20 protein-coding genes and 1 pseudogene are annotated in these 24,045 nt (G+C 63.3%); 5 read left to right on the top strand and 16 right to left on the bottom strand.

The features are described 5' to 3' along the window. The first annotated feature begins 1 nt into the window (after position 1). Both AC1Q6I_RS25685 and AC1Q6I_RS25680 read left to right on the top strand, forming a co-directional pair. On the top strand, positions 2–634 hold the full coding sequence (locus AC1Q6I_RS25685) for a glutathione S-transferase N-terminal domain-containing protein (RefSeq protein ID WP_102624307.1): 633 nt from the start codon (positions 2–4) through the stop codon (positions 632–634). A gap of 165 nt (positions 635–799) precedes the next feature. Beyond that, complete coding sequence (locus AC1Q6I_RS25680; protein WP_102624308.1) at positions 800–1,384, top strand: DUF4174 domain-containing protein; 585 nt, start codon at positions 800–802, stop codon at positions 1,382–1,384. A gap of 38 nt (positions 1,385–1,422) precedes the next feature. On the opposite strand, the gene AC1Q6I_RS25675 is transcribed toward AC1Q6I_RS25680, so the two are convergent. From AC1Q6I_RS25675 to AC1Q6I_RS25620, 12 genes are all read right to left on the bottom strand, one after another. After that, entirely contained in the window at positions 1,423–2,430 is a 1,008-nt protein-coding gene (locus AC1Q6I_RS25675) for an acyltransferase family protein (protein WP_173903817.1), read from the bottom strand. Between the two features lie 101 nt (positions 2,431–2,531). Further along, a complete protein-coding gene (gene murJ, locus AC1Q6I_RS25670) occupies positions 2,532–3,941 on the bottom strand; it encodes a murein biosynthesis integral membrane protein MurJ (RefSeq protein ID WP_102624310.1) in 1,410 nt (469 codons plus the stop codon). Beyond that, positions 3,941–5,368: an O-antigen ligase family protein gene (locus AC1Q6I_RS25665; RefSeq protein ID WP_102624334.1), complete on the bottom strand. Its 1,428-nt coding sequence runs from the start codon at positions 5,366–5,368 to the stop codon at positions 3,941–3,943. The genes murJ and AC1Q6I_RS25665 overlap by 1 nt, the downstream gene beginning before the upstream one ends. A gap of 2 nt (positions 5,369–5,370) precedes the next feature. Further along, positions 5,371–6,474 carry a glycosyltransferase family 4 protein gene (locus AC1Q6I_RS25660; RefSeq protein WP_102624311.1) on the bottom strand — a complete coding sequence of 368 codons (1,104 nt, stop codon included), beginning with the start codon at positions 6,472–6,474 and terminating at the stop codon, positions 5,371–5,373. Then, entirely contained in the window at positions 6,465–7,682 is a 1,218-nt protein-coding gene (locus AC1Q6I_RS25655) for a glycosyltransferase family 4 protein (protein ID WP_069075623.1), read from the bottom strand. Before AC1Q6I_RS25655 ends, AC1Q6I_RS25660 begins: the two co-directional genes overlap by 10 nt. Positions 7,683–7,690: 8 nt before the next feature. Further along, complete coding sequence (locus AC1Q6I_RS25650; RefSeq protein ID WP_102624312.1) at positions 7,691–9,019, bottom strand: cellulase family glycosylhydrolase; 1,329 nt, start codon at positions 9,017–9,019, stop codon at positions 7,691–7,693. Then, positions 9,009–10,199: a glycosyltransferase gene (locus AC1Q6I_RS25645; protein WP_102624313.1), complete on the bottom strand. Its 1,191-nt coding sequence runs from the start codon at positions 10,197–10,199 to the stop codon at positions 9,009–9,011. Before AC1Q6I_RS25645 ends, AC1Q6I_RS25650 begins: the two co-directional genes overlap by 11 nt. Next, positions 10,199–12,190, bottom strand: a complete 1,992-nt coding sequence (locus AC1Q6I_RS25640; protein WP_102624314.1) for a GumC family protein — start codon at positions 12,188–12,190, stop codon at positions 10,199–10,201. The genes AC1Q6I_RS25645 and AC1Q6I_RS25640 overlap by 1 nt, the downstream gene beginning before the upstream one ends. A gap of 14 nt (positions 12,191–12,204) precedes the next feature. Then, positions 12,205–12,981, bottom strand: coding sequence for a polysaccharide biosynthesis/export family protein (locus AC1Q6I_RS25635; protein WP_102624315.1), 777 nt, complete (start codon positions 12,979–12,981; stop codon positions 12,205–12,207). Positions 12,982–13,010: 29 nt separating this feature from the next. After that, positions 13,011–13,922, bottom strand: coding sequence for a glycosyltransferase family 2 protein (locus AC1Q6I_RS25630; protein ID WP_102624316.1), 912 nt, complete (start codon positions 13,920–13,922; stop codon positions 13,011–13,013). Between the two features lies 1 nt (position 13,923). Then, complete coding sequence (locus tag AC1Q6I_RS25625) at positions 13,924–15,384, bottom strand: mannose-1-phosphate guanylyltransferase/mannose-6-phosphate isomerase (protein ID WP_102624317.1); 1,461 nt, start codon at positions 15,382–15,384, stop codon at positions 13,924–13,926. Further along, on the bottom strand, positions 15,384–16,823 hold the full coding sequence (locus AC1Q6I_RS25620) for an undecaprenyl-phosphate glucose phosphotransferase (RefSeq protein ID WP_102624318.1): 1,440 nt from the start codon (positions 16,821–16,823) through the stop codon (positions 15,384–15,386). Before AC1Q6I_RS25620 ends, AC1Q6I_RS25625 begins: the two co-directional genes overlap by 1 nt. A 663-nt stretch (positions 16,824–17,486) precedes the next feature. Between AC1Q6I_RS25620 and AC1Q6I_RS25615 the strand changes: the two genes are divergently transcribed. Next, positions 17,487–18,116, top strand: a complete 630-nt coding sequence (locus AC1Q6I_RS25615) for a LysE family translocator (RefSeq protein ID WP_102624319.1) — start codon at positions 17,487–17,489, stop codon at positions 18,114–18,116. Positions 18,117–18,209: 93 nt separating this feature from the next. On the opposite strand, the gene inhA is transcribed toward AC1Q6I_RS25615, so the two are convergent. After that, positions 18,210–18,890 (bottom strand): isonitrile hydratase, encoded by a 681-nt coding sequence (gene inhA / locus AC1Q6I_RS25610; RefSeq protein ID WP_069075632.1) that lies wholly within the window; start codon positions 18,888–18,890, stop codon positions 18,210–18,212. A 90-nt stretch (positions 18,891–18,980) separates the two neighbouring features. On the opposite strand from inhA, the gene AC1Q6I_RS25605 reads away from it, so the two are divergent. Beyond that, entirely contained in the window at positions 18,981–19,949 is a 969-nt protein-coding gene (locus AC1Q6I_RS25605) for a GlxA family transcriptional regulator (RefSeq protein ID WP_041160887.1), read from the top strand. On the opposite strand, the pseudogene AC1Q6I_RS25600 reads toward AC1Q6I_RS25605, so the two are convergent. The 3 genes and pseudogenes from AC1Q6I_RS25600 to AC1Q6I_RS25590 all read right to left on the bottom strand — a co-directional run. Continuing rightward, a pseudogene (locus AC1Q6I_RS25600) lies at positions 19,946–20,077 on the bottom strand (alpha/beta hydrolase); the annotation flags it as partial. The gene AC1Q6I_RS25605 and the pseudogene AC1Q6I_RS25600 overlap by 4 nt on opposite strands. Before the next feature lie 380 nt (positions 20,078–20,457). Next, positions 20,458–22,284 carry a glycoside hydrolase family 15 protein gene (locus tag AC1Q6I_RS25595; protein ID WP_102624320.1) on the bottom strand — a complete coding sequence of 609 codons (1,827 nt, stop codon included), beginning with the start codon at positions 22,282–22,284 and terminating at the stop codon, positions 20,458–20,460. Further along, positions 22,277–23,077: a glucose 1-dehydrogenase gene (locus AC1Q6I_RS25590; protein ID WP_024074439.1), complete on the bottom strand. Its 801-nt coding sequence runs from the start codon at positions 23,075–23,077 to the stop codon at positions 22,277–22,279. The genes AC1Q6I_RS25595 and AC1Q6I_RS25590 overlap by 8 nt, the downstream gene beginning before the upstream one ends. Before the next feature lie 157 nt (positions 23,078–23,234). Between AC1Q6I_RS25590 and AC1Q6I_RS25585 the strand changes: the two genes are divergently transcribed. After that, the gene (locus AC1Q6I_RS25585; RefSeq protein ID WP_024074440.1) at positions 23,235–23,984 is read left to right on the top strand and encodes an AraC family transcriptional regulator; all 750 of its coding nucleotides are present in this window, start codon (positions 23,235–23,237) and stop codon (positions 23,982–23,984) included. Positions 23,985–24,045 lie beyond the last annotated feature (61 nt).

The raw sequence follows: 24,045 nt of genomic DNA, 5'->3' as shown, positions 1-24,045 counted from the left end.
TATGTACACGCTCTATGGCACAGACGAGTCGGGCTCCTGCATGATCGAAATCGCCCTGCAACGTTGCGCGGTGCCCTGGCAACGGGTGGACGCCAGTTCCTGGCAGGACGGTGCGGGCAGCGAAGCCCTGGCTCGCATCAACCCGCTCAAGCAGATCCCCATCCTGGTCACGCCCGATGACCAGGTGTTGACCGAAAGTGCGGCGATCCTGATCCACCTGGGCCTGGAGTATCCCGACTCGCACCTGCTCAGCGGCGACCGTGCCCAGATCATCAGGGGCCTGGTATACATCGCTGCCAATTGCTACTCGGCCATCGGCATCCTCGACTACCCCCAGCGTTGGCTGGGGGATGCGGACCCGGCAGCACAAGCACAATTGACCAGCGGCACGCGTCGCTACCTGCACCATGCCTGGGTGGTGTTTGCCAATCAGTTCGCGGGCCAGTTGTTTGCCCCGAACCAGGCACCGAATGCCCTGGGCATCATGGCGGCGGCGGTGTCGCGCTGGGACGAGGCGCGGGAGGCCCTGAACTCCCTGGCTCCAGGCTTTGCCCAGACCCTGGTGCGGGTGGATGCCGACCCCATTGTCGCGCCTGTCTTTGCGCGACATTGGCCAGAGTGGAAGGTCTCGTAATGTTTCCGCAATCAAAGGAAACAATGAGCATTGAACAGGCCAAAACCCTTGCGTAGCGGGCGCCCTGACCTACGCTTTCTTAAAGTGACGTAGGAATCATCCTTGAATTTGACTGTCGCAGACATGAAACTCAAGAACCCTGCATGGAATTCAAAGGAGGTGCGCATGCTCATCCGGTCGCTGACCCTGGCTACCTTGATGGCTTTTACGGGGCCGCTGTTGGCTGCTGATGATATCAACCCGCTCAAGCAGGACTTGGGCAAAGCCCGGCCACTGGTGGTGGTGGAGCTTGATTCCGGTAATGCCACCTTGGCAGACCTGAAGAGACAACTGGACGAGCCTGCCACCAAGCAGTCGTTTGAAGAGCGCAACATGGTGTTCTACACCATCAAGTTCGGCAGCATCGGTGCCGAAGGGGAGAAGTTCGCCAAGGATCCCAAGGACAACAAGAAGCTCACTCCACCTGAAACCAATGCGCTGATCCGTGCCCTCAAACTGGGTGCCGGCAGCGGCACCAAAGTGATCCTGATCGGCAAGGACGGCGAGAAGAAAGTCGAGAAGACCGTGCCACCGGATACCCTCGACCTGAAGGCGTTTTTCAGCGCCATCGACCAGATGCCCCAGGCTGAAAAAGAAGCCGCTGCCGTCGCAGAGCCCGAACCTGTGGCGCCCACTCCGGCCAAGGGCACCAAGCCAGCCAAGCCAGCCAAGTCCGGCAGCAAGCCTGCTCCGCAACAACTGGATGACTGATCCAAAAAACCTGTGGGCGCTCGCGCCTACGGGTTTTATTACGCCTTGCGCAGGGCAAACGGAAAGTAGAAAAACCGCAAGAACGCCACCCGCTTGATCACTTCCCCAATCAGCAACGGCGCCCCCACCGCCACCACAAATCCCACGCACGCCGCAAAAAATGCAGGCAGGCCCAGGCGCTCCATCAGGTCGAAGGTCTTGTGCTGGATTTCCCCATGGAAGATCAACAGGATCAGGGTCGACTGGCCGATGTAGGTCATCGCCCGGGTGATCAGCGGCGACACCATCAGCACCCGCGCCAATGCCCAGCACAGGTAGACGCCAATCACCGCCAGCAAGCTGGTCCATAGCCAGTGGTCGTAGCGCCGTTGCGCCAGGTCCATGGTGTCGTGGCTATAGATGAACACCGCTGCGAACAGCACCACCGAAATCAGCAGCGTCAGCAGCGAGCCCTGATGCCTGCGTAACCTGTCGCGCAGCAGGTAACCGTAAATGAAATACGTGCTGCTGATCAGGGTGATATCGAGGCTGAACGGTAAGCCGGGCAGCACCCAGGTTTGCCCTCCGACGGTGACTGGCAGTTGCCAGAAGAAGGGCAACATCCAGATGCCGATCAGCAAGGGCACCAGCATCAGCACGCAGCTCACCGCCAGCGACAGGCGTTCGATCAGCCGCAGCACGACCCAACTGAACAGGATCGCCACCCAGAAATGCGGCAGGAACCACAACGCTTGCCAGGGGATAGTGTCCACCGAGGCATACAGCACACCGCCGATATCCGGTAGCAGTGGTTGGCCGCGCAGCAGGTCGCGCACGATCACGTAGGTCAGCAGGGTGAAGAAAAACGGCTTGAGCAGGCCGTCCGACTTGCGGACCGCCATCTGCGTGAAGGCTTGCTCCGGCTTGAAAAATACCCCGGACAAAAAGAAGAACAGCGGCAGCACGAACGACGCCAGGATCGGGTACAGCAGGTCCGGGGACGAGGCGACGAACCAGCCATGGGCGTAGACGATTATCAGGATGCCAATGCCCTTGGCGATATCCATTTGAATCCAACGATGTTTCACCTGACCACCCCCTATTCATAAACCCCACATTCCTGGGAGCGCTTCGCACCCTCGAGCAAGCGTGCTCGCCACAATTGGCGTCATGCCTTGCGCCACGGCTTGAGCCACAGGCCCATGGCCAACAACACTGTGGCACCGGCCAGGGTGCCCAGCGCCAATTGCAGCCACACGCCGTCAATCCGAAACAGCCACAGCGCCGCCAGCCCCATCACCAGCGTACTGAGCAACCCGTGTCGCACCCACGGCAAGGCGCCGAGCAACCCCTGGCGCTGCATCAGCAACAGCGCGGTGCCGATCACCCCGGCCAGTGCCGCCAACGGAATACCCGCCAGTCCGAACACAAAGGGCAGGGCACCCAGCAACAGCACATTGACCAGGCTGCCAAGCACCTCGCAACGCAGCGGCTGGCGCGTATCGCCAGCGGCATAGGCATACCGCGCAAGCAAGGCGTTCCATGCCCCGAACACCAGCGGCGCGGCGAACCATGCCAGCAACCAGGGCAGCGGCGAGTCGGCCGATTGCCTGGGCAACAGCAACGCCACCAGACTCGGCGCCGCGGCCACCAGGCCGACGCCAGCGGGCAGGGTCAACATGCTGGCGGTTTCCAGGCCGCGCTTGAGCAGGGCCAGGCGCTCATCGCCCTGGCGCCGGCTCATCATGCCCAGCAGCACCTGGTTGAGGCTCATCAGCGCAATCAACGGCAGGTTCATCAGCTTGCGTGCCAGGTTGACCCACGTCACCGCGCCTTCGCCCAGCAGCGACGCCACCAGCCGCTCGATCAGCGCCAGGCCCTGGCTGGCACCATTGCTCAGCAATAATGGCCCGATGCGCTGGCCCAACTCCCGCAGCGGTGCAACCGACAACTGCCAGCGCCACGGTCGCCAGCCCTGGCGCCACACCGACGGCAACAGCGCCAACGGCATCAACAGGCTGCCCGCCAGGCACGCCAGGGCCAGCGTGTGCGGCTGCGTCGCGGTGCCTGCCAGGGCTAGATAAATCACCGGCGGCAGGTTGAACAGCAGCGAGCCCAGCCCCGCCAGCACAAAGCGCTCGCTGGCCTGCAACGGAATACTGAACAACCCATGCAACATCAGCCCAGGCACGCACCAGGCGACAATCTGCAGGTTACTGCCAGCCAGCGTCGTGGCGCTCGCCGCCAACCCCGGGCCCAGTACCTGCACCAGCCAGGGCGCCAGCAGCGTCAGCAGCAGGCTGGTGCACAGGGCAATCAGCAGCAGCGCTGGGAACAATGCCGCCAGCCAAGCCAGCCGCTCAGCGGCCTTGCGCGCCAGGTACAACGGCAGTGCGGCGGCACTTAACACGCCCCCGGCCAACGACATGCGCAACGCCTCGGGCAAGAACAGCGCGATCAGGAACGCATCGCTGCGCTCCCCTGCGCCCCAGGCCGCCACCAACAACCATTCGCGGGCGAACCCCAGGCACAGGCCGAGCAAGGTCGCCAGGGTCAGCCACGCCGCAGAGCCGAGCATCAGGGACGCACGCCATCGAGCAGCGGCTTGCGATAAGCCACGCCCTTGAGCGGCGGCAGGCGCGCCGGAAACAACCGGCGCGCCTCCAGCACATTGATCCCCACCATCAGCCAGAACAACGCCACCATCACCACCGCAAAGCTGAAGTAGTGGTCAAACAAGCCGCTGACCAGCGCTGAGAGAATCCCGGCGGTGGTGCCTAACCACAGCGCATTGTCCTTGGTCAGGCGGATCGGGCCTTTTTCCGGGCGAGCTTCGCGCCACCAGCGCACGGTCACGGCGACAAACAGCAACATGCCCACCAGGCCGATCTTGTAGATGTAGTTCAGCCACAGGTTGGAGATCCCCAGCAGGTGCGTGCCCGGCACCGGTGGGTCGACCTTGAAGCCGATACCCAGCGGGTACGCGGCAACCGCCTGGGGGAACAGGCGGTATTCATCGAAACGCACTTCGGTACTGGCGTTGTCCGATGAGAAAATCGTCGCCAGGCGCTCCTGCAACGGCGGATACGCCATCACCAGCGCCACCGTCAGCGCCGCGCCGATCATCAACAGGCGGCCGGTATACGGCACGCGACGCGTGGCCATCCACATCAGCACCAACGCCAGGCTGACCATCGCCCCCCGACTGCTGGCCAACAGCAACGCGGCCGCGCCTAGGCACGCCACAGCCAGGCCCAGTGCGCGTTTCCAGCCTCGTTCAGTCATGCCATAGCAGAACGCCAACGGCAGCAGCAACGCCATGATCCCGCCGATGGCATTCGGGTGAGTCCACGGCGAGCCCATGCGCGATGACATGGCCTCCAGGCCGAACTTCAACATGTCGTAGTTGGCGTAGTTGAACAGCCCCAGGAGCGGCGCAATCCCCGCCCCCGAACGTGTGCGCACGAACACCGCAATCGACAGCACCAGCATCGCCAGGGTGCCCAGCAGCAAGGCGATCACCAGGGATTCACGCTGCTTCTGGTCCACCAGCAATTTGGCGGCAAGGAACACCCCGGACAGGTTCAACAGCCAACGCAGCCAGTTGGCCAGGCCGCTGGCATCGGCGTGGGTGATGACCTGGCCGACGATAAACGGGAACACGCTGAACAGCATCAGCCCCAGCAGCATCTGGTCGGTGGGCCGCCTCGCCAAACCGGGGGTGTCGGGCAGGCGCGACAGAAACCCGTGCCACATCACCGCGCCCCAGGTCAGGGCCAGGATCGCCTCGCTGACGGTGGTGCGAATGCCCAGGTTGACCGTCGAGTACGGCATGAAGGTTGCCATCGCGGCGAACAGCAGCAGGCCCCAGAGCGGAAAACGCAAGATGGTCACCGCCGCCGCCAGGCCGATCACTGCGAGAAAGGCCTTGGCCGGTGACAACAGCAGGGCCAGGGCGCCGAACAGCACGCCAAAGAGGACGGCGACGAGACCGGTCAGGTTCAGCCTCACGTCAATTCCTCGATCAATTCGGCGAGGCGCTGGCGATAGGCATGCTGATTGAAGCGCGCAGCCCATTGACGCCGCTGCTCGGGTGGCTCTTCATCGGGCCGCTCGGCCAGCGTCACCATCAACTGCACCAGCGCCGGTGCATCGGTGGGCGAAAAACGCGGCGCCGACGGCGGGGTGATTTCATCCAGTGAGGTACCGCTGGCCACGGCCACCGGCGTGCCGACGCTCAGGGCTTCGATCACCGGCAAGCCAAAGCCTTCGGCATAGGACGGCTGCCACAGGCGCGACGCCTGGCGGTACAGCGCCTGCAACTCGGCATCCGACACGCCGCTCAAGGCGCGAACCCCCGGCAAGCTGCGCTGGGCCTCGGGCAAATGATCGAGGCTGCCCACCAGTACCAGCTCAGGCACGCCAGGGGATTGGCGGCGCGCCTGCTGCCAGGCGTCCACCAGGAACGGTACGTTCTTACGCAGTTCCCGGGTGCCCACCAGCAGCCAGTAGCGTTCGGGCAGTTGGCGGGCGGCCAGGTCCGCCGCCCGTTCGGTAAAGCCATCGACCTGGTTGGGCAGCACACGAACCTTGCCCGCGGCGTTGGGAAATAACCGCACGGTTTCATCGGCGCTGTACTGCGACGGTGTCCACACCCGGTCAGCGCTGTGGACTGCGTAGGCAATCGACAGGCGATCGCTGGTCTTGTAGATCAGCGCCTTCAAGCGGTTGGCGTGGTAGTTGTCCAAGGTGATCTGGAACAGGTCATGCAGCAGCACCACCGTGCGCAACCCCCTGGGCTTGGGCGGCAGTGGCAGGCCCATATTGAAGGTGCTGATGTACACATCGATGTGCTGTTCACGCAATGCCCGGGGCAAAAAGCCGGCTTCGAAGCGCAGGCGATTGTGCGGCTGGTGCATTGCGGTCTTGGCGCAGCCCCAGTCGGGGCAGTGGGCCTGCAAGCGGGTTTGATCGCCCAGCGGCGCCACGGTAAAGCGTTCCAGCTCGATACCCGGCAGCGTGCGCAGGGCGCTTTCCAGCGCATACACCTGGCGACTGATGCCCGATTGCGGCGAGGTGCCGACGGTGCGGTAATCCAGGCCTACGCGCATGCGGGCTCCTTTTGATTCAGCGGCGACAGCGTGGCGTACACCTTTTCCAATTGGCTGGCGGCGACGCTCCAGTCATGGGCGCGGCGCACGTAGGTGCGGCCGGCTTCCCCCATGGGCGCGGCAGCGCCGGGAAATTGCAGCAGGCGCACCACGGCATCCGCCAGGCTGGTCGCGCTTTGCCCGCCGAGGTAATCCAACCCCTCTACCAGATCGAGGCCCGACACGCCCTGATCGGTGCTCGCCAACGGCAACCCGGCCGCGAGCGCCTCCAACACCTTGAGCTTGGAGCCGCCGCCATGACGCAACGGCGCGAGAAACACCGAACAGCTCGATTGCAGGGCCAGCAGGTTCGGCACAAAGCCTTGCCATTCGATACGCGGGTCCTGCCAGCGTTCGCGCCAGCGTGTGGGCATGCCGAAACCACACACGCTCATGCGCGCGTCCGGGCAGTGCTCCCAGACCTTGGGCAGGATCTCATCCAGCGCCCACTCAATCGCATCCACATTGGGGGCGTATTCATAGTTGCCGAGGAACAGCACGCGACGCGCCGACGGGTCGGGCCGGGCGCTGGCGAAGTATTGGCAGTCCACGCCATTGACCACCACGGGCACCGGCTTGCCAGCGATTTTTTCCAGGACCTGGGCATCGCTGTCGGTCACCGCCACTACCTGCGTTGCCTGGCGCATCACCCGGCGTTCCCAGCGGGTGTAGCGCCATTGGTCGTAGCGAATAAACGGCAGCGCCCATCGCGGCAAGCGGTCGTAGGTCGCCGCACCCAGGGCCGATTCGACATTGTGTTCGGTCAGTACAAAGGGTTGGGACTTTCGCGCCAGCGCCTCTTCATAGGGCTGGAAGCTGTAGCTGTGCTCGATCTGCACCACGTCCCAATGTTCATTGAGCAATTGGCTGAAGGTGTCCTGCAAGGCTCCCGACAGGCCATTCACGCTCGCCAGCAACGGGTAGGGCGCCAACAATCCGGCCACCAGGGTCTTCACGCTGCGCAATGGGCGGCGCGGCAGGATGATCAGTTGTTCGAGGAAGGCTTCCAGCACCTGGCGATCGGCCAGCGACACCGGGTGCTTGTCATGCAGCAGCAAGGTGATCCGATGCCCGCGCGCCGCCAGGCTGCGCAACAGGTGGAACTGGCGCGTCTTGCCGCCGCTGGTGGCGGGCCAGGGCGAGTAGGGCAGGATCCATAAAATGCGCATGGCTGGCCTCAATCCCATAACAGAATTTGCAGGTTTGGCTTGACCGGGAGGGTCAGCCCATTGGTGCCGCTCACCGGGGTTTGCGTGCCGCGCAGCGGGTCATAGAGGGTTGCGCTGGCAAGGTTTGGCAGGTGTGCGTTACCCCCCTGGGCCGACCAGAAGAACCACAGCTTGCGCCCGTCGGCGCGGGTCCAGCCGATGCTGAACAGACCGTCGGGCCATGCGTCGGTGGTGGGCGGGTCGCCGGGGGTGAGCGTTGGCCCGCTGACCTCGAGGAACTGTTTCAAGGCGGTGTAGACCGGCTTGGGGTTGGCGTCGATGTCGAGCAAACCATAAGACTGATCGCGCACGCTGGCGCGCGGGTCGAGGTCGCTCAAGGTAAACAGGAAGGTTCGGTCGTAATCCAGCGCGCTCATCAGCGCCAGGCGGCGCACCACGTAATCCGCTTGGCCTTGGAGGGTAATGAGGTCCTGGGCGTCTTTGGGCCCGGTGTAGGTTGACCAGCCCCATTCGGTGCTCCACAGGGTTTGCACGCCGCTGTTACGCAGGGCCTGGTTGAGCGCGCGGGTCTTGGCGATAAAGTCCAGGTTGGCGGGGTCGTTGCCCTCGGGCAATTGGGTGTAGGGGTGATAGGCGATCACCGTGTTCAAACTTGCGACGCCCAGGGCACCGAGGGCGCTGAACAGGTTCTGGCCGTTGGGCATTTCACCGAAGAACGCCATGCCGGCGGCCACCACCGGTTTATTCGGGTCGACCGCCCTTAGCGCGGCGGCGGTGGCGGTAAGCAGTGTGGCGTAGCCGGCCGGGTCTGCCGCAGGGCGCCAGAAACCCAGCAGGTTCGGCTCGTTCCACACCTGCCAGGCGTCGACGCTGGGGTAACGCTGGGCCAGCAGCGCCATGCGTTTGGCGAATACGTTCGGGTCTTTGGGCGGGTACTGGTCCTGGTAAGGCGCACCGGCGGGCGCGGTGGTGGCGAAGGGTGCCGAACCGACCAGGTAGAACACCGACTTGAGTTGGTTGTCTTGCAGCTTGCCGACCAGTTGATCCAGCGTCGCGACCTGGTACTGGTTCTCGGCCGGCTCCAGTTGGTCCCAATGCAGGTCCAGGCGCACCCACTCCAGCCCGAGCGCCTTGAGGCGGTCGATCTGCTTCTGGTAACGCTCAGGGGCAAACCACAGGAACTGCGCGTTCACTCCCAGGAAGTCCTTCCACACCACCACCTTGCTGCCCTTGAGCACATGGCTCTCGGCGTCGGCCTGGCGGTCCCACAAAAACGCGCTCAGGCCCAGGGCGGCGACCACGGCCAGGGTGGCAAGGCAGGTACGTTTACGCGCCATGGTCGGCTCCTGCAACGGCCTCATCGAACAGCTGTACAAACTTTTGCGCGGTCAACGGCCACAGGCGCTCGCGGCCGATTTCCCCGGCGCGTTCGGCCCAGTCCCGAGCCAGCGACGGCGTGTGTGCCAGGCGCAACAATTGCGCGCTCAGCGCGGCCACATCGCCCTGGGGATAGATCGCCCCGTTGCCGCTGGCGACTTCTTCGGCAAACGCCCGCGCATCCGACGTGATCGCGCCGCGCCCACAGGCGGCCGCCCAGGACAACGCGCCACTGGTGCCACGCTGGCGCCCCAGCAGCCCGAGTTTTTTCGATTCGCGATAGGGCAGCACCATCACATGGTGCGCCTGGATCGTCTGGGCAATCTCGCTGGCCGGCAGGTTCAGTCGCCAGTCGATGGTTCCCGCCAGGCCGAGGTCGGCGATCTGGCGGGTCAGTTGCTCCAGGTAATTGCCGCCTGCGCCAAATGCCATTTCGGCGGCGGTGCCACCGGCCAGGGTCAGGCGAATACGCTCACGCCTTTCGGGGGCTTGCTGGAACACGGCGGCCAAGGCCTGCAACAAGTCCTCAATACCTTTGCCTCGGTAGATAAAACCGAAATACAGCAGGCGCAGTGTCTCCAGCGGCGGCAAAGGGGCCGCGGCAATGGACAGGTTGGCATGGTTGATCACCGCCACTTTACCCGCCGGCAGTTGCATGCGTTGGCTCAGGCACTCGGCGCCCAGTCGGGTCAGGGTCACCAGGCGGGTCAGGCCCTGGGCAACCTGGCGTTCTTCGCGCAAGGTCAACGGGTCTGCCAGCACCACGGCCGCCTGCGGCAAGGGGCTGGGCAAACGTGCCAGCAGGTTGAGCGGGAAGGGCAGGTGCTCACGCCGCCAGACCAGGCGTTCCGGGTCGTGCACGGTGGCGGTCAGTGCCAGGTGGGGGTAGGCCCGGCGCAGTGCGCGCAGGGCCAGGAACTCGCCCAGGCGTCCACCGCCCAATTCGGCGTGGACCAGGTCCACCCGGCGCCAGTCGAACGCGGCGACGGCCTGCCGGATCGCTTCGCCAGTGCCGGCCACGCCGCTCAACGGGGTCAACACCTCCACACCCAACTGCTCCAGTGCCGTCTTGAAATGGTTCGCGTAGTCGGCGATCCCGTTTTTTTCCGGCGGCAAAGGTGCGAGCAGGGCGATGCGCATCAGAGTGCCCCCTGGTACTTGGCGATGGTTTGAAGCACCTTGGCCGGTACTTCGAATTTACGCCGGTTGATGATGATGCCGTCGACTTTGCCGAATGCGGTATTGAGGATCGACAGCGCATGCTCCACCACCGGCACCGTGCTTTTCTGCGCTTCCACCACCAACGCGATCAGGTCCGCGCGCCGCAGCGTGATGAACGCGTCGCGGTTGTCCAGCAGCGCCGAGGCATCCAGCAGCACCACCTCACCAGGCGCCGCCGGCTCCACGCCGCCGACGCGTACGCTGATGCCGTTTTCCTGCAGCAATCGGCGCAATTGCTCCACCACGAACGTCACCCCCTCGCCGTGGCGCGCCGAGGTCAGCCCCAGGGTCATCCCGCGTTCGGCGATGCGCTCCAGTTGCAGCAAACCGTACAGCCGGTAGATGCTCGCATTGAACGCGTTGGTGCTTTGCGCGGTGCTGGTGTCCAGCTCCGGCAGGGTGGTCCATAGCGGCAGGCCGAACTTGCGTTCTACCAGGCCGCCGTCGTGGATGCGCTGGTCGAGCAGGTAGCACAGGTAGATCACCAGCAGGCCGACGACAATGGCGAACGGGATCGCCAACACCAACATCATCAGGGTTTTCGGGAAGATGCGGCCGGGGTTCAAGGTGGCTTCCTCGATCACCGCGATGTTGCTGATCTGGCTGTTGTCCAACTCACGGTCGATGCGCGATTTTTCCAGGTTATCCACGTACAGCGCATAGTTGCGTTCGGTGGCACTCAGCTCGCGGGCCAGGCGGGCCAGTTCCGGTTCGATCTCCAGGGCTTGCTTGCGCTGGCCTTCAAGGTTTGCCAGGTGTTTCTGTTGCTGCACCAGCTGGGTACGCAACGCCAGGTTGTTACTCGACTCATCCAGCAGCACCCGCTGCAGGTGGATTTCCAGGGTGTTGGGCGCACGGTTTTCCGAGCTTTGCACCGTGTTGCTTTCGCCTGCGACCTGGGCCTGCATCGCGCGTATCGAGGCATCCAGGGCTTTGACCGGCGGCGCGTTATCCGTGTAGGTGCGCATCATGTCGGCCCGTTCCAGCAGTTTCTGGTTCAGCAGGCGACGCAAATCCTGCTGCTGCGGGTTCAGTGCGATCTGGCGCACCGTGGTCACTTCCTTGGGCTGGGTCTTGAGCTGAGCGCGGGTGCTGGCGATGGCGCTGTCGGAGGAAGCGATCAGGCGCGTGGTATTGAACACTTCGCCGCGCAGCACGTTGATGCGTTCGGACAAGTCTTCCAGGCGGTCGGTGATGCTCGCCGCGCCGATCTGGTTCAAATGCGTAAGGATCTGTTGCTTGTAGCGCTTGATCTCGGCGGCGCTGGTGGACACCTGGCCCTCATAGAAGGTGTACAGGCTCTTGCGCCCCAGGGCCTGGGTACGCTCGTTGATGTAGGTCTCGACCCAAGCCTTGACCACCGCCTGGGCGATGTGCGGGTCGCCCCAGGTAAAGGTGATGTCCATTACCGTGGAGCCGGCGGCGTGGCTCACCTCAAAGCTCTTTTCCAGGCCGGCGGCCAGGCGTTCCACCGCGGTGGTTTTTTCAATCACACCCACGGTTTCCAGTACCACGCGCAGGCCATCGAACACCGCGCCCACGCCCTCCTTGATGTAATGCTTGGTGCGCTTCCAGAAGCCCTCCGACGGTGGCGCGTTGTTGATCACTTCCAGGTAGTGCTCGGCCACCGCGCGCACGATCGGGCGCCCGGTCAGCAGGCGTTCCTCGTCGACAATCGGGTCGCGCTGGGTGCTGGGCATCACCAACGCCTGGCGGTTGCTGATCTCGATCGGCAGTGTCGAATCACGTCCTGGCTTGACCAGCAGGCGCGCGGTGGATTCGTACTTGGCCGGCAGTAAAAAAGCGCCCAGCAGGATGATCACCAGCGCGGCAATCGCGGCCAGTTTGAACTCACGCCGGAAGATGAAGAACAGGCGCAGCAGGTCACGAAAAGAACGGATCTCGATCATGGGATGTCGCTCCTTCAGTTACTGCCGCTGCTGGTTCGGGTGTAGTTGTAGCCAACCCCAATGGACTTGGTGAACGGGATCAGTTGGTTCATGTAGGTATCCACTCCCTGGATGCGTTCGCCGACGTTGGATTTGGGCACGAACACCACGTCGCCGCGTTGCAGGGCTACGGGTTTGCGCCCGCTGGTGCCGGTCTTGAGGAACTGGCTGAAGTCCAGGAAGTAGGCGTGGTAGGCGCCTTGGGCGTCTTCGCGCAGCAGCGCGACCATGCTCGCGTTGCCGGCCTGGCTGACACCGCCCGCACCGACAATCGCCTGTTCCAGGGTATTGGCCGTGGCGATCTGTACCGCCGTGGGGTTGTTCACCGCGCCGCCGACGATTACCGAGTTGCCCGGCGCCTGGTTGATATTCACTGTCACGCGTGGCTCGCGGTACACCGGCGCCAGGCGTTCAGTCAGTTCCTCTGCCACCTCGGCGGGCGTACGCCGCGCCACCTGGATCGGCCCCAGGAACGGGTAGTTGATCTTGCCGTCGTTCTGCACCGTGTACAGCGTCAGCTCGTAGATCGTGCTGACGTTGAACGCCGACAGGGTCGGCATCTCACCGGCATCACGCACGATGCGCAACTGGTCGCCGACGCGAATGCGTTCCACCGCCGGAGGCAACTGGGCGAGCTGTTCGAGAGCGCGCTTGCCGTCTTCGACGGTCTGGTCGTCCGGTGGCACGATACGCGCGGGAGTGTTGCAGGCGGTCAGGGCCATCAAGGCCAGGACGAGCACGGTGTGTTTCATCAAGGGGGACCTCCTGTAGGTCATGATGCTCACCTCCAATAGCCGGGGAACATGCTGATGCGCCGCTTGAGGGCGACGGGGAGGCGGCGCTCCAGTTGGCCCAGCCGATAGCCGAGCAACTTGAACGCGCTGCGCACCAGGACTTCGGGGACGCGGTGCAAGGCACCGGCCTTGCGCAAGGCCGCCAGCTCGGCCAGTACATAGCGTTTACCTTCACCGCCGGCATCGCCGAAGGCCTCGCGGATCCACGGCTCGCGACCGTAGAACACGCCAATGTCGAAGTAGCGGTGAAACTCATCCATCAGCCGGTAGTCGTGGGAGTGGTACACCCGCGCCGTGGCGGCGTAGCGCACTTTGTAACCGTCGAGCAGCAGGCGTGCTGCCACAAACGCGTCTTCGCTGCCGATCACATCCACAGGGAAGCCGCCGACCGCCTCCAGGGCGCTGCGCCGGTACACGGAAAACGAGTCGGAGCTGAAGCAGGTCTTGATCCCCAGTTCCGGCGCATCGGCCAGGCTCTTGCTGCGGCTCTGGGGCGGGTAGTTGAAGTGCCGCGACTGCGCGCCCAGCACACCGGCGTCGGGGTGTGGTAATTGGCGGCCGTAGGCCACGCCGTTGAGCGGGTCTTCCTGCAACTCGTGCAGCAGATTAGCGAAGGTCTGCGGGTCGGCGGGAATTGCGTCCTGGGTCATCACGATCAATGCGTCGCCGTCCACCTGTTCACTGGCCCAGCGTCGCGTGCCGCCATGGTTGAACGTGCTGGCGTCGATCACCTCGACCCGCGCGCCAAACGCCTGAAAGCGCGCCGCGGTGTCATCGCTGGAGGCACTGTCCACCACCAGCATCTCGTCCGGTTGCAGGGTTTGCATCGTCAGGGCGGGCAACAGGCGCGCCAAATGACTGGAGGCGTTGCGGGTCGGGATGATCAACGCGGTGCGCATATCATTTGTTCACGTCGAGGGGCGCGCGCCCGTAGATGTCATCGAAGCGCACGATATCGTCCTCCCCCAGGTACTCGCCGCTCTGCACCTCGATCATCACCAGGTCGATGATGCCCGGGTTGCTCAAACGGTGTTTGTGCCCGGCCGGGATGTAGGTCGACTCGTTGGCGTTGATCAAGAACTCGCGCTCGCCATTGGTGATCTGTGCCGCGCCGCTGACCACCACCCAGTGCTCGCTGCGGTGGTGGTGCATCTGCAACGACAACGATGCCAGGGGCTTGACCACGATGCGCTTGATCTTGAAGCGGGGGCTTTCCTCCAGAACGGTATAGGTGCCCCACGGCCGCGTCACGGTACGGTGCAAGCTGTACGCCGGGTGGTTCTGGCGCTTGAGTTCGGCGACGATGTAGCGCACATCCTGGCTGCGATGGGCGTCGGCGATCAGCAGCGCGTCGGGGGTGTCGACGATGATCAGGTCGCGCACGCCCACCGCGCCCAATACACGCTTGGGCGAGTCGATGTAGCAGTTGTGCACGTCGTGCAGGATCGCTTCGCCATTGACCTGGTTGCCCTGGGCGTCATTGGGGGTGAGTTGGCGCAGGGCTTCCCAGGAGCCGATGTCGCTCCAGCCGATGTCGCAAGGCACCACGGCCACGTGCTGGGATTTCTCCATCAGTGCCACGTCGATGGAAATGTCCGGTGCGCTGCCGAAGGCATCGGCGTCCAGCTCTCGTTGGCGCGAGGTTTTATTCTGTAGGCTTTGGCTATGCGCCAGCGCAGCGCTGGCCGCTTCCAGGACGTCGGGAGCATAGGTCGTCAGTTCGTTGACCAGGGTGCTGGCCTTGAAGCAGAACATCCCGGCGTTCCACAGGTGCTTGCCACCGTCGAGGTAGGCCTGGGCCGTGGCCAGGTCGGGTTTCTCGACAAAGCGTTTGACGCGATACCCGGCGCTCAAGGCCTCGCCTTGCTCGATGTAGCCAAAGCCCGTCTCGGGGCGATCGGGCTGGATACCGAAGGTCACCAGGTAGCCGGCTTCAGCCAGCTCGCGGGCCTGGCTCACGGTGGCGGCGAACGCGGTTTCATTGAGGATCAAGTGGTCGGCCGGCATGACCAGCAACGGCGCGTCGTCGCCGAAATGCTCCTGTACATGCAGTGCCGCCACGGCAATCGCGGCGGCCGTGTTGCGACCGAACGGCTCCAGCAACAGGTCCAGGGGCAGGTGCGCCTTGTTCACCAGCCGGTAGTCATCGAGGGTGCGAAACAGCAGGTCGCGGTTGGTGACCGTGAGTACGCTCTGCACGCCGGGCAGGCGGCTGGCGCGCTGGAAGGTTTTCTGCAACAGGCTCTGGCCATCGCGCATGCGCATGAAGGGTTTGGGCATGTTCTGCCGCGACACCGGCCACAGCCGCGTGCCCGAACCACCGGAAATGATGCAGGGAATTAATCCGTCGAGGGGATTCATCAATAGACTTCCTTGGTGGAAAGGACGGCCGGGACCGTCATGAAGACGATGTACAAGTCAAACCACACCGACCACTTGGAGATGTACTCCAGGTCGTACTCGACACGTTTCTGGATCTTGAACAGCGTGTCGGTCTCACCGCGGTAGCCGTTGATCTGCGCCCAGCCGGTGATTCCAGGCTTGACCCGGTGCCGCGAGCTGTATTCGCTCACCGCCACTTCGAAGGGAATACCGGCGGCCTTGGTGGCCGTGGCGTGGGGGCGCGGGCCAACGATCGACATGTTGCCCAGCAGTACGTTGAACAACTGCGGCAGCTCGTCGATGCTGGTCTTGCGGATAATGCGTCCGACCCGGGTGATACGTGGGTCGTGACGCGTGGTCTGGCGTTCGGCGGTGAAGTCGCTCTGGTCGGTGTACATCGAGCGGAACTTGAATACGCGGATTTCGTTGTTGTTGTAGCCAAATCGATTCTGGCGAAACAGCACCGGGCCCCTGGAGTCGAGCTTGATCGCAATCGCGGTCGCCAGCATCAACGGTGACAGCACCACCAGGGCCAGGCTTGCCAACAGGCAGTCTTCCAGGCGCTTGATCACCGGCGACCAACCGCGCAGTGGCAACTGCGAGGTGTTGAACATCAGGATGCCACCCACTTCGCTGATGCGGCTGTGGCCATAGCGCAAGGCGGCCATGTCGGGCACCAGCATCACGTTCACCGACATCTGGCGCAGGCGATTGACCAGCCCATGGATACGCTGTTCGGCCGCCCAGGGCAGGCAAATCATGACCTGGTTGACCTGCTCGGCGCGGATCAGCTTTTCCAACTCGCGGGTGTTGCCCAGCAAGGGCAGGTTGCTCAACGATTTGGGAATGCGCTCGGTACGGTCATCGATAAAGCCGATCAGGCCCGAGCGGATATCGCCGTTGCGTTGCAGGTGATCGGCGACGTGCACGGCGGTATCGGTGAAGCCCAGGATCACCGTGCGTTGCAGGTACATGCCGTGGCGCATCAGCTGGCGGTACAGGCGCAGCATGAGCAGGCGCTCAAGGCAGAACAGCCCCAGGCTGGTGATGTACCAATACACCAGGTTGCGCGGGGTCAGTTGCGGGAAAAACTGCAGGATCTGGTACATGAACAGCAGGATGCAAAACGCTGCCGACCAGGCCTTTATCTTGGTGCGCAAGCGCAGTCGATTGCTGAACAGTTCCTCGGAATAAATACCGAGAGCCTGGAACAGAATAATGGTCAGGATCGCGAAAAACAGCAGCAGGCCGAGAAAGTGGGAGCGCAGTTCAGGGGCCATCGGGTCGATGAAAAATACCAGCACCAACGGCGGCAGGATAGCCGTCAGGCCATGGATCGATTTGACGAAAACAACAAAAAATTCAACAAAACCCGCACGTGTTAAAAACAAGCTGTCGACGGACGACGTCTCTGGCATAAAACATCCCTCATTGCACTCCAGACTTCTCTGTTCGGTTCTTTATTTAATAAGGCGGCGGGCCACTTTATTGAGGGAACGTCGAACGACGGCAACTCTGGATAAAACGCAACCGCCCATTCATATGAGTGGAATGTGCGGGGTGGTGACTAAAGGAGTGGTCCCTTTGTGTGCTATGTCAACGAATTGACGATGTTGCGGAAGTCTTGTGATAGACGCTTTAGGCGATATTCTTTTGGCATTTTATTGACGATCCTTGTCCAGGCACTCGGTCATGGCGTGTGTTTTTGAGTGTAGGAACAAATGTGAGATTTTTCCTGTTTAACGCGAGAACCTTTTCCAAAGAGAGGTAGGAAAAGGGGACAAGTATGGGTTGATCAGGAGCACAAAGTGCCCAGCCGCCGGGCTTTCGTTGGTTCGGAAGTTGTCTGCGGAACTTACGCTTAAATGATGCGGTTCATCCAGGAAGTTGTCCTGGGAAGCGGTGCCCACTGTTTGATAATAGTGTTTGGCGAACAGGTGAGTGCCCGGCAGTGTGAGCGTCCAAACGTTATTCATGCTGTAGTCGATGACCCGTACGTGCGGGATTGTATCCAGCACAATTTTTTGTTTGCGTCAGGTTCGCTGCTTAATCTACGGGCTTTCCCGGTGGATGGGCCGAGCATGATAGATCTCGCAACCTTGGCGGTTTTTTCCGGTGCTGTTGTGCTGTTGCTGTTATCGCCGGGGCCGAACATGGCGTTCGTCATCAGCCACGGCATGACCCATGGCTGGCGCGGTGGCGCGGCCTCGGCCCTGGGCATCGGCGTAGCGGACCTGCTGCTGACGGCATTGACGGCCATGGGCGTGACGGCCTTGGTCGCGAGTTGGCCTCCGTCATTCGACTTGATTCGCTATGCCGGCGTGATTTACCTGCTGTGGCTGGTATCCAAGACCTTGCAGGCAAAGCCCGGTGGTGCAGCTACTCAGGTCGAACGCGTGCGGTTGGGCCGTGTATGCGTACGGGCCATGCTCAACAGTTTGCTCAACCCCAAGGCGCTGTTGTTTTTCGTGGTGTTCCTGCCGCAGTTCGTGCGCCCCGAAGCAGGCCCGATCGCGACGCAACTGTGGGTGCTGGGCGGCGTGCTGACCTTCATCGCCGCCGTGTTTCACCTGGTGCTGGGGGTGTTTGGCGGGGCGGCCAGCCGGTTTTTCAGCGGCCGCCCCGGCACCGCCACCCTGCAGAAGTGGGGCCTGGCCACGGTGCTGACGGTGTTGGCCGTGCGCCTGGCGCTGATGGCCCGACCGACGTGATGGCTTGTTGAAAAAAAGCACGCTCCCCCGGCTCATCGCTGCTGCGATAAGCCGGCGCCCCTACACAACCCACGTTGGCCGCGAGCCGCGTTGTCAACCCAATCGCGCTGCCGCCCGCGCCACAATCTCAGCGCGGGTCTTGCGCGATTCGACCGTACGCTTGTTGGCTTCTTCCAGCACAGCGGTGGGCGCCGTGTCTGGGCGGCCGGCATTGAACGGTGGCGCCGGGGCGTATTCGATCTGCAACTGCACCAATTGTGCCGCCGCTTCGCTGTACAACTCCGCTGCCAGGGTCAGGGCGAAGTCGATGCCGGCGGTGATGCCGCCGCCGGTGAACAGGTTGCCATCGCGCACCACGCGCTCCTGTACCGGGATCGCGCCAAGAGGGGCGAGCAGGTCGTGGTAGGCCCAGTGCGTCGTCGCCTTGCGCCCGCGCAACAGGCCCGCCGCGCCGAGCACCAGCGAACCGGTGCACACCGACGTCACGTAGCGCGCGGTCCGGGCCTGGGCCTTGAGGAAGTCCAGGGTTTGCGGATCTTCCATCAACGGGCCCACACCGGAACCGCCGGGCACGCAGAGCACATCCAGGTTCGGGCAGTCGGCGTAGGTCATGGTCGGGGTAAAGACCAGCCCGGTGCTGGACGTGACCGGAGCCAGGTCTTTCCAGACCAGGTGCAACTGTACGTCCGGCAACGAGCCCAATACGTCGTACGGGCCGGTAAGGTCCAGTTGCTGGATGCCGGGGAACAACACAAAGCCGATCTGCAAAGTCATGAATGACGCTCCGATAAAGGGGTGGACGGCTTCACTCTAGAGGCCTAGGCTTTGGCGCATACGCCATTGAGCCCACGAATCACGCCAATCATGCCCAGACTTGTTCACGTACTCGCCTTCGACAATGCACAAGTGCTCGATGTCACCGGGCCGCTGCAAGTGTTCGCCTCGGCCAATGACCTGGCGCGCCAACGCGGTTTGCCGCTGCCCTATGCCGTCACGGTGATCGCCGATCAGGCACAACCGGTGATGACCTCCGCTGGCCTGGCGCTGGTGGCCGAGCCGTTGCCTGCGGTTGACCAGCCTTGCGACACCCTGCTGATCGCCGGCGGCTGGGGCGTGTACGGCGCCGCCGAAGACCCGGCGCTGGTGGATTGGGTGCGGGAAAAATCCCGGCATACCCGGCGCATGGCTTCGGTATGTACCGGTGCGTTTCTGCTGGCCGCCAGCGGTTTGCTCGACGGCTGCCGCGTGGCCACCCACTGGACGCGTTGTGACGAGCTGGCGCGCAAGTTCCCCGCGCTTCAGGTCGAGGCCAACCCGATCTTTATCCAGCAAGGCACGCTGTGGACCTCGGCCGGCGTGACGGCCGGTATCGACCTGTGCCTGGCGCTGGTGGAAGAAGACCTGGGCCGCGCCGTCGCCCTGGAAGTGGCGCGGCATTTGGTGGTGTTTCTCAAGCGCCCCGGCGGCCAATCGCAATTCAGCGTGACCTTGTCGTTGCAAAAGGGCGACAGCCGCTTTGCCGAATTGCACGCCTGGATCGCCGAGAACCTGACCCTCGACCTGACCCTCGCGACCCTGGCCGCCCAAGCCGGCATGAGTGAGCGCAGTTTCGTGCGCCACTACCGTGCCGAAACCGGGCAAACCCCGGCGCGTGCCGTCGAGTTGATCCGTGTTGAGACTGCCCGCCGGCAACTGGCGGACAGTACGGCATCGATCAAGCGCATCGCCGTGCAGTGCGGCTTTGGCTGTGAAGAGACGCTGCGCCGCAGCTTCCTGCGGGCCTTGGCGGTGACGCCACAGGCCTATCGCGAACGTTTTTCGCCAGTGGCCTAGGCAAGCAATTCCAACAGCGCTTCAAGGGTCGCGTGTGGCGCTTCCTGGGGGATATTGTGGCCCACACCGGCCAGCACCTGCCGGCGATAGACACCGCTGAAGTGCGCCACGTCGTCGTCCTCCAGGGGGATCGCCAGCCCATCCATGAGTTCCAGCAGATCCTTGGCCAACGCCGGTATCTACACAACTTTTCAGCCCCTGACACATCTCCCTGTGGCGAGCGGGCTCGTCCCGCGTTGGGCTGCGTAGCAGCCCCAAAACCAGGCACCGCGGTGTGTCAGTTAAAAACACATCGCCTGTAATGGGGCCGCTTCGCGCCCCAACGCGGGACGAGCCCGCTCGCCACAACAGCCTCATCTGCCGGGCATTCAGCGTTGAGCCAGCGTTGTTTAGATCCCTATGGAGTGATAGGGGAAGCCGTGCAGCAGGGGTACCGGCTCACTGTCAGTGGGGCCGTGGGCGACAAGCGCCACTCCTGCGCCAACACCCCCAGCACACACAGGCGACCTCAGGGCTGCCACACCGTCTTCTCTCCACTCAACTTGCGATCCAGGAATGTCGCCGCGCTGATCAACGCCAAGTGGCTCAACGCCTGGGGGGTGTTGCCCAAATGCCGCGCCTGGCTGTCGAACTCTTCGGCGTACAACCCCAGTGGGTTGGCATAACGCAGCAACTGTTCGAACTCCAGGTGGGCCTTTTCCACCTGGCCGGCGCGGGCCAGGCATTCGACGTACCAGAACGAGCAGGCGGCAAATGCGCCTTCGGTGCCTTGCAGGCCGTCGATCTGGCTGTCGTCGTTGCGATAGCGGTACACCATGCCGTCGCGTACCAGGCTGTCCTGGATCGCTTCCAGCGTCGACAGCCAACGCGGATCGGTGGCGGCGACAAAGCGCACCAGCGGCATCAGCAGCATCGAACCGTCCAGCGCGGTGCTGCCGATATGCTGCACAAAATGCCCGCGCTCTTCGTTCCAGAAGTTGCTCCAGATGTCGGCGTAGATCGCCTGGCGTGTCTCGTCCCAGCGCGCGAACGGGGCCGGCAGGGAACGCTTGGAGGCCAGGCGGATCGCGCGGTCCAGGGCTACCCAGCACATCAGCCGCGAATGCAGGAAGTGATGCTGCTCGCCGCGCATTTCCCAAATGCCCACGTCTTTCTGGTTCCAGACTTCACAGACCTGATCGGCCACTTCCACCGTGTGTTTCCAGCCTTCGTGGGAGATGGCTTCGCCGTATTTGTTGACCAGGTACACCGCGTCCATCAACTCGCCGTAGATGTCCAACTGCACCTGGTCGAAGGCTTCATTGCCGATGCGCACCGGGGTCGCGCCGCCATGGCCGCTGAAGTGATCAAGGGTGGCCTCGGGCAGCTCCTGGCGGCCGTCGATGCCGTAGAGGATATTGATTTTGGTCGGTTGGCCACAGCAGTCGCTGACCCGGCCTTTGAGCCAGCGCATGTAGGCGTTCGCTTCATCGATGAAACCCAGGCGCATAAAGGCGTAGACCGTGAACGAGGCGTCGCGGATCCACGTGTAGCGGTAGTCCCAGTTACGCTCGCCGCCGCGGGTTTCCGGCAGGCCGAAGGTGGCGGCGGCGATGATTGCGCCGTGTTTGCGCGAGGTCAGGAGCTTGAGTGCCAGCGCCGAGCGGTTGACCATTTCGCGCCAGCGTCCGCGGTAATTCGATTGGGCGATCCAGCCGCGCCAGAAGCTCAGGGTACGTTGCAGGTACAGGTCGGTGCAGGCGTTGGTGACCCGGGGGTCGTCCTCGCCACCGAGGATGAATTCGGCGCTTTCTTCCTGGCCGAGGGTAAACGTCGCCACGGCGGCCTGGTTATCCAGTTGCAGCGCATGGCTGCCCGCCAGGCGCAGCCCAGGCTGGCCATCAGCGGTGAACAGCACGGCGTTTTCATCGGCGCTGGCGTGAGTTCGCGCCCGCGCATAGTCATGGCGCACAGCGCAGCGCAGATGAATCGTTGCCGTTCCGCTGACCACTCGCACCCGGCGAATCAACAGGGGCAGGTCGTCGACGGCTTCACTGACACACAGCAGGTCGGTCACTTCCACTACCGCCTCGTCGCTGAGCCAGCGGGTTTGCAGCACGTTGGTATCGGGCAGGTAGATCTGCTCGCGGCGGGCCTCGGGCAGGTTCGGGGTGAGTTGAAAAATGCCGGCCTCGGGGGTGTCGAGCAGCGAGCAGAAAATCGATGGGCTGTCGAATTCAGGCCAACAGAAAAAGTCGATGCTGCCCTTGTCGTTCACCAGGGCGGCGCTGCGCATGTCGCCGATAATGCCGTGGGCATCGATGGCGCTTTGGGGCTCTTTGTTCAAATCAACCATTGCCACGAAACTCCGGATAAAGGCTCATCCCGCCATCAATGAAAAGGGTACTGCCCACCACATAGTCCGAGGCGTCACTGGCCAGCCAGACCACCGCATTGGCCACGTCTTCCACGTCGCCCACACGCCCATACGGAATCAACTTGAGCAGCTCTTTTTCAGCCGCGCCCTCAGTGGCCGCCTGGTTGATCGCCGTGCGAATCGCTCCTGGGGCAATGCCGTTGATACGGATGCGTTGCTCGCTGACTTCCTGGGCGAGGGTGCGCATCAGCATCTCCACGCCGCCCTTGGACGCGGCGTAGTTCACATGCCCGGCCCAGGGGATCAACTGGTGCACCGAACTCATGTGGATGATCTTGCCCGCCGCTCGCGACACACCATCACGCACGCCCTGGCGCTGGAAAATTCGCACGGCGGCGCGGGCGCAGAGGAACTGGCCGGTGAGGTTGACGCCGATCACCGTGTTCCAGTCGTCGAGGCTCATGTCGACCAGGTTCGCGTCTTTTTGCAGGCCGGAATTGGCCACCAGGATGTCCAGGTGGCCAAAGGCTTCGAGGCTCTTTGCGAACAGGCGTTCCACGTCGGCCTCCTTGGACACATCGCCACCGATGGCAATCGCCCGGCCGCCGTCGGCATTGATCTGTGCGGCGAGGGCCTCGGCGGGTGCCGCCTGGGCGTTGTAGTTGAGCACCACGGCCGCACCGGCAGCGGCCAGGGCTTTGGCTGCACCGGCACCGATGCCGGAGCTGGCGCCGGTGACCAGGGCCACTTGTTGCTGCAATGAAATCTGCATCGACCATCCACCGTATTGTCAGAGTCCTTTCAGCTGACTGGCGGCGCGGCGCGGAAGTTCACCGGATGTCTTGAGCGCGACGACAGCTGTCTCTTTCAATCGTTTTCGCCAGCGTGCTTTTCGCTAGACTCAGGGCCTGTTGACGCGAGACCCGCCCATGACTGCCCAATCGTCTCCCAGGCCGTGGCTTGAAGCCTATGCCGACAATTACCACAACGATGAGGTGGTGCACGCCCATTGCCATGCCGAAGCCCAACTGATTCATGGCGTCTCCGGGGTCATGCTGGTCAGCACCGCGCAAGGCAGCTGGCTGGTGCCTTCCGGGCACGCGCTGTGGGTGCCCGCGGGGACGGCCCATGAGATTCGCATGGCCGGTGACGTGCATATGCGCACACTGTTCCTGGCGCCGGATGCCGAGCCCGAATTGGGCCGAGTGTGCCAGGTGATTGAAGTGTCGGCGCTGCTGCGCGAACTGATCGTCGCCGCCACCTTGATCGCCGGGCAGAACAGCCCGCGCATGCAGGCGATGATCGAGCTGATCCGCATGGAGCTGCTCACGGCGCCCGTGGTCGCGATGCATGTGCCGGTGCCCGCCGAAGCGCGGTTGGCGCGGTTGTGCACGCACTTTATCCGCAACCCTTCCGATGACAGCAGCCTGCAAGCCTGGGCCGACATCCTGAACATGAGTACACGGACCCTGAGCCGGATTTTCCAGCGCGAACTGGGCATGAGCTTTGGCGAATGGCGCAAGCGCGCGCGGCTGGCCCTGAGCCTGAAATTGCTGGCCCAGGGCGTCTCCATTCTGGAGGTGGCGCTGGAGCATGGCTATCAAAGCCCGAGCGCCTTCAGTGCGATGTTTCGGCGAGCGATGGGCTACCCGCCGAGTCATTTCCGCCCGGGGGCCTGATTCGCTCATCCCGGTGTCTGTCCGGCGACGACACATGGCCTGGGCGCGCGCGAAACCCGTG

The sequence above is a fragment of the Pseudomonas sp. MPR-R2A5 genome, assembly GCF_058793055.1.
Note: the sequence above shows the minus strand (reverse complement) of the source record. Positions and strands in the feature narration are given on the sequence as shown.

What these genes read in the sequence shown, in the direction of transcription:
- AC1Q6I_RS25685 (WP_102624307.1), top strand. Translation starts at nt 2, where the DNA reads ATGTACACGCTCTATGGCACAGACGAGTCGGGCTCCTGCATGATCGAA.
- AC1Q6I_RS25680 (WP_102624308.1), top strand. Translation starts at nt 800, where the DNA reads ATGCTCATCCGGTCGCTGACCCTGGCTACCTTGATGGCTTTTACGGGG.
- AC1Q6I_RS25675 (WP_173903817.1), bottom strand. Translation starts at nt 2,430, where the DNA reads ATGGATATCGCCAAGGGCATTGGCATCCTGATAATCGTCTACGCCCAT.
- murJ (WP_102624310.1), bottom strand. Translation starts at nt 3,941, where the DNA reads ATGCTCGGCTCTGCGGCGTGGCTGACCCTGGCGACCTTGCTCGGCCTG.
- AC1Q6I_RS25660 (WP_102624311.1), bottom strand. Translation starts at nt 6,474, where the DNA reads ATGCGCGTAGGCCTGGATTACCGCACCGTCGGCACCTCGCCGCAATCG.
- AC1Q6I_RS25655 (WP_069075623.1), bottom strand. Translation starts at nt 7,682, where the DNA reads ATGCGCATTTTATGGATCCTGCCCTACTCGCCCTGGCCCGCCACCAGC.
- AC1Q6I_RS25650 (WP_102624312.1), bottom strand. Translation starts at nt 9,019, where the DNA reads ATGGCGCGTAAACGTACCTGCCTTGCCACCCTGGCCGTGGTCGCCGCC.
- AC1Q6I_RS25645 (WP_102624313.1), bottom strand. Translation starts at nt 10,199, where the DNA reads ATGCGCATCGCCCTGCTCGCACCTTTGCCGCCGGAAAAAAACGGGATC.
- AC1Q6I_RS25640 (WP_102624314.1), bottom strand. Translation starts at nt 12,190, where the DNA reads ATGATCGAGATCCGTTCTTTTCGTGACCTGCTGCGCCTGTTCTTCATC.
- AC1Q6I_RS25635 (WP_102624315.1), bottom strand. Translation starts at nt 12,981, where the DNA reads ATGAAACACACCGTGCTCGTCCTGGCCTTGATGGCCCTGACCGCCTGC.
- AC1Q6I_RS25630 (WP_102624316.1), bottom strand. Translation starts at nt 13,922, where the DNA reads ATGCGCACCGCGTTGATCATCCCGACCCGCAACGCCTCCAGTCATTTG.
- AC1Q6I_RS25625 (WP_102624317.1), bottom strand. Translation starts at nt 15,384, where the DNA reads ATGAATCCCCTCGACGGATTAATTCCCTGCATCATTTCCGGTGGTTCG.
- AC1Q6I_RS25620 (WP_102624318.1), bottom strand. Translation starts at nt 16,823, where the DNA reads ATGCCAGAGACGTCGTCCGTCGACAGCTTGTTTTTAACACGTGCGGGT.
- AC1Q6I_RS25615 (WP_102624319.1), top strand. Translation starts at nt 17,487, where the DNA reads ATGATAGATCTCGCAACCTTGGCGGTTTTTTCCGGTGCTGTTGTGCTG.
- inhA (WP_069075632.1), bottom strand. Translation starts at nt 18,890, where the DNA reads ATGACTTTGCAGATCGGCTTTGTGTTGTTCCCCGGCATCCAGCAACTG.
- AC1Q6I_RS25605 (WP_041160887.1), top strand. Translation starts at nt 18,981, where the DNA reads ATGCCCAGACTTGTTCACGTACTCGCCTTCGACAATGCACAAGTGCTC.
- AC1Q6I_RS25595 (WP_102624320.1), bottom strand. Translation starts at nt 22,284, where the DNA reads ATGGTTGATTTGAACAAAGAGCCCCAAAGCGCCATCGATGCCCACGGC.
- AC1Q6I_RS25590 (WP_024074439.1), bottom strand. Translation starts at nt 23,077, where the DNA reads ATGCAGATTTCATTGCAGCAACAAGTGGCCCTGGTCACCGGCGCCAGC.
- AC1Q6I_RS25585 (WP_024074440.1), top strand. Translation starts at nt 23,235, where the DNA reads ATGACTGCCCAATCGTCTCCCAGGCCGTGGCTTGAAGCCTATGCCGAC.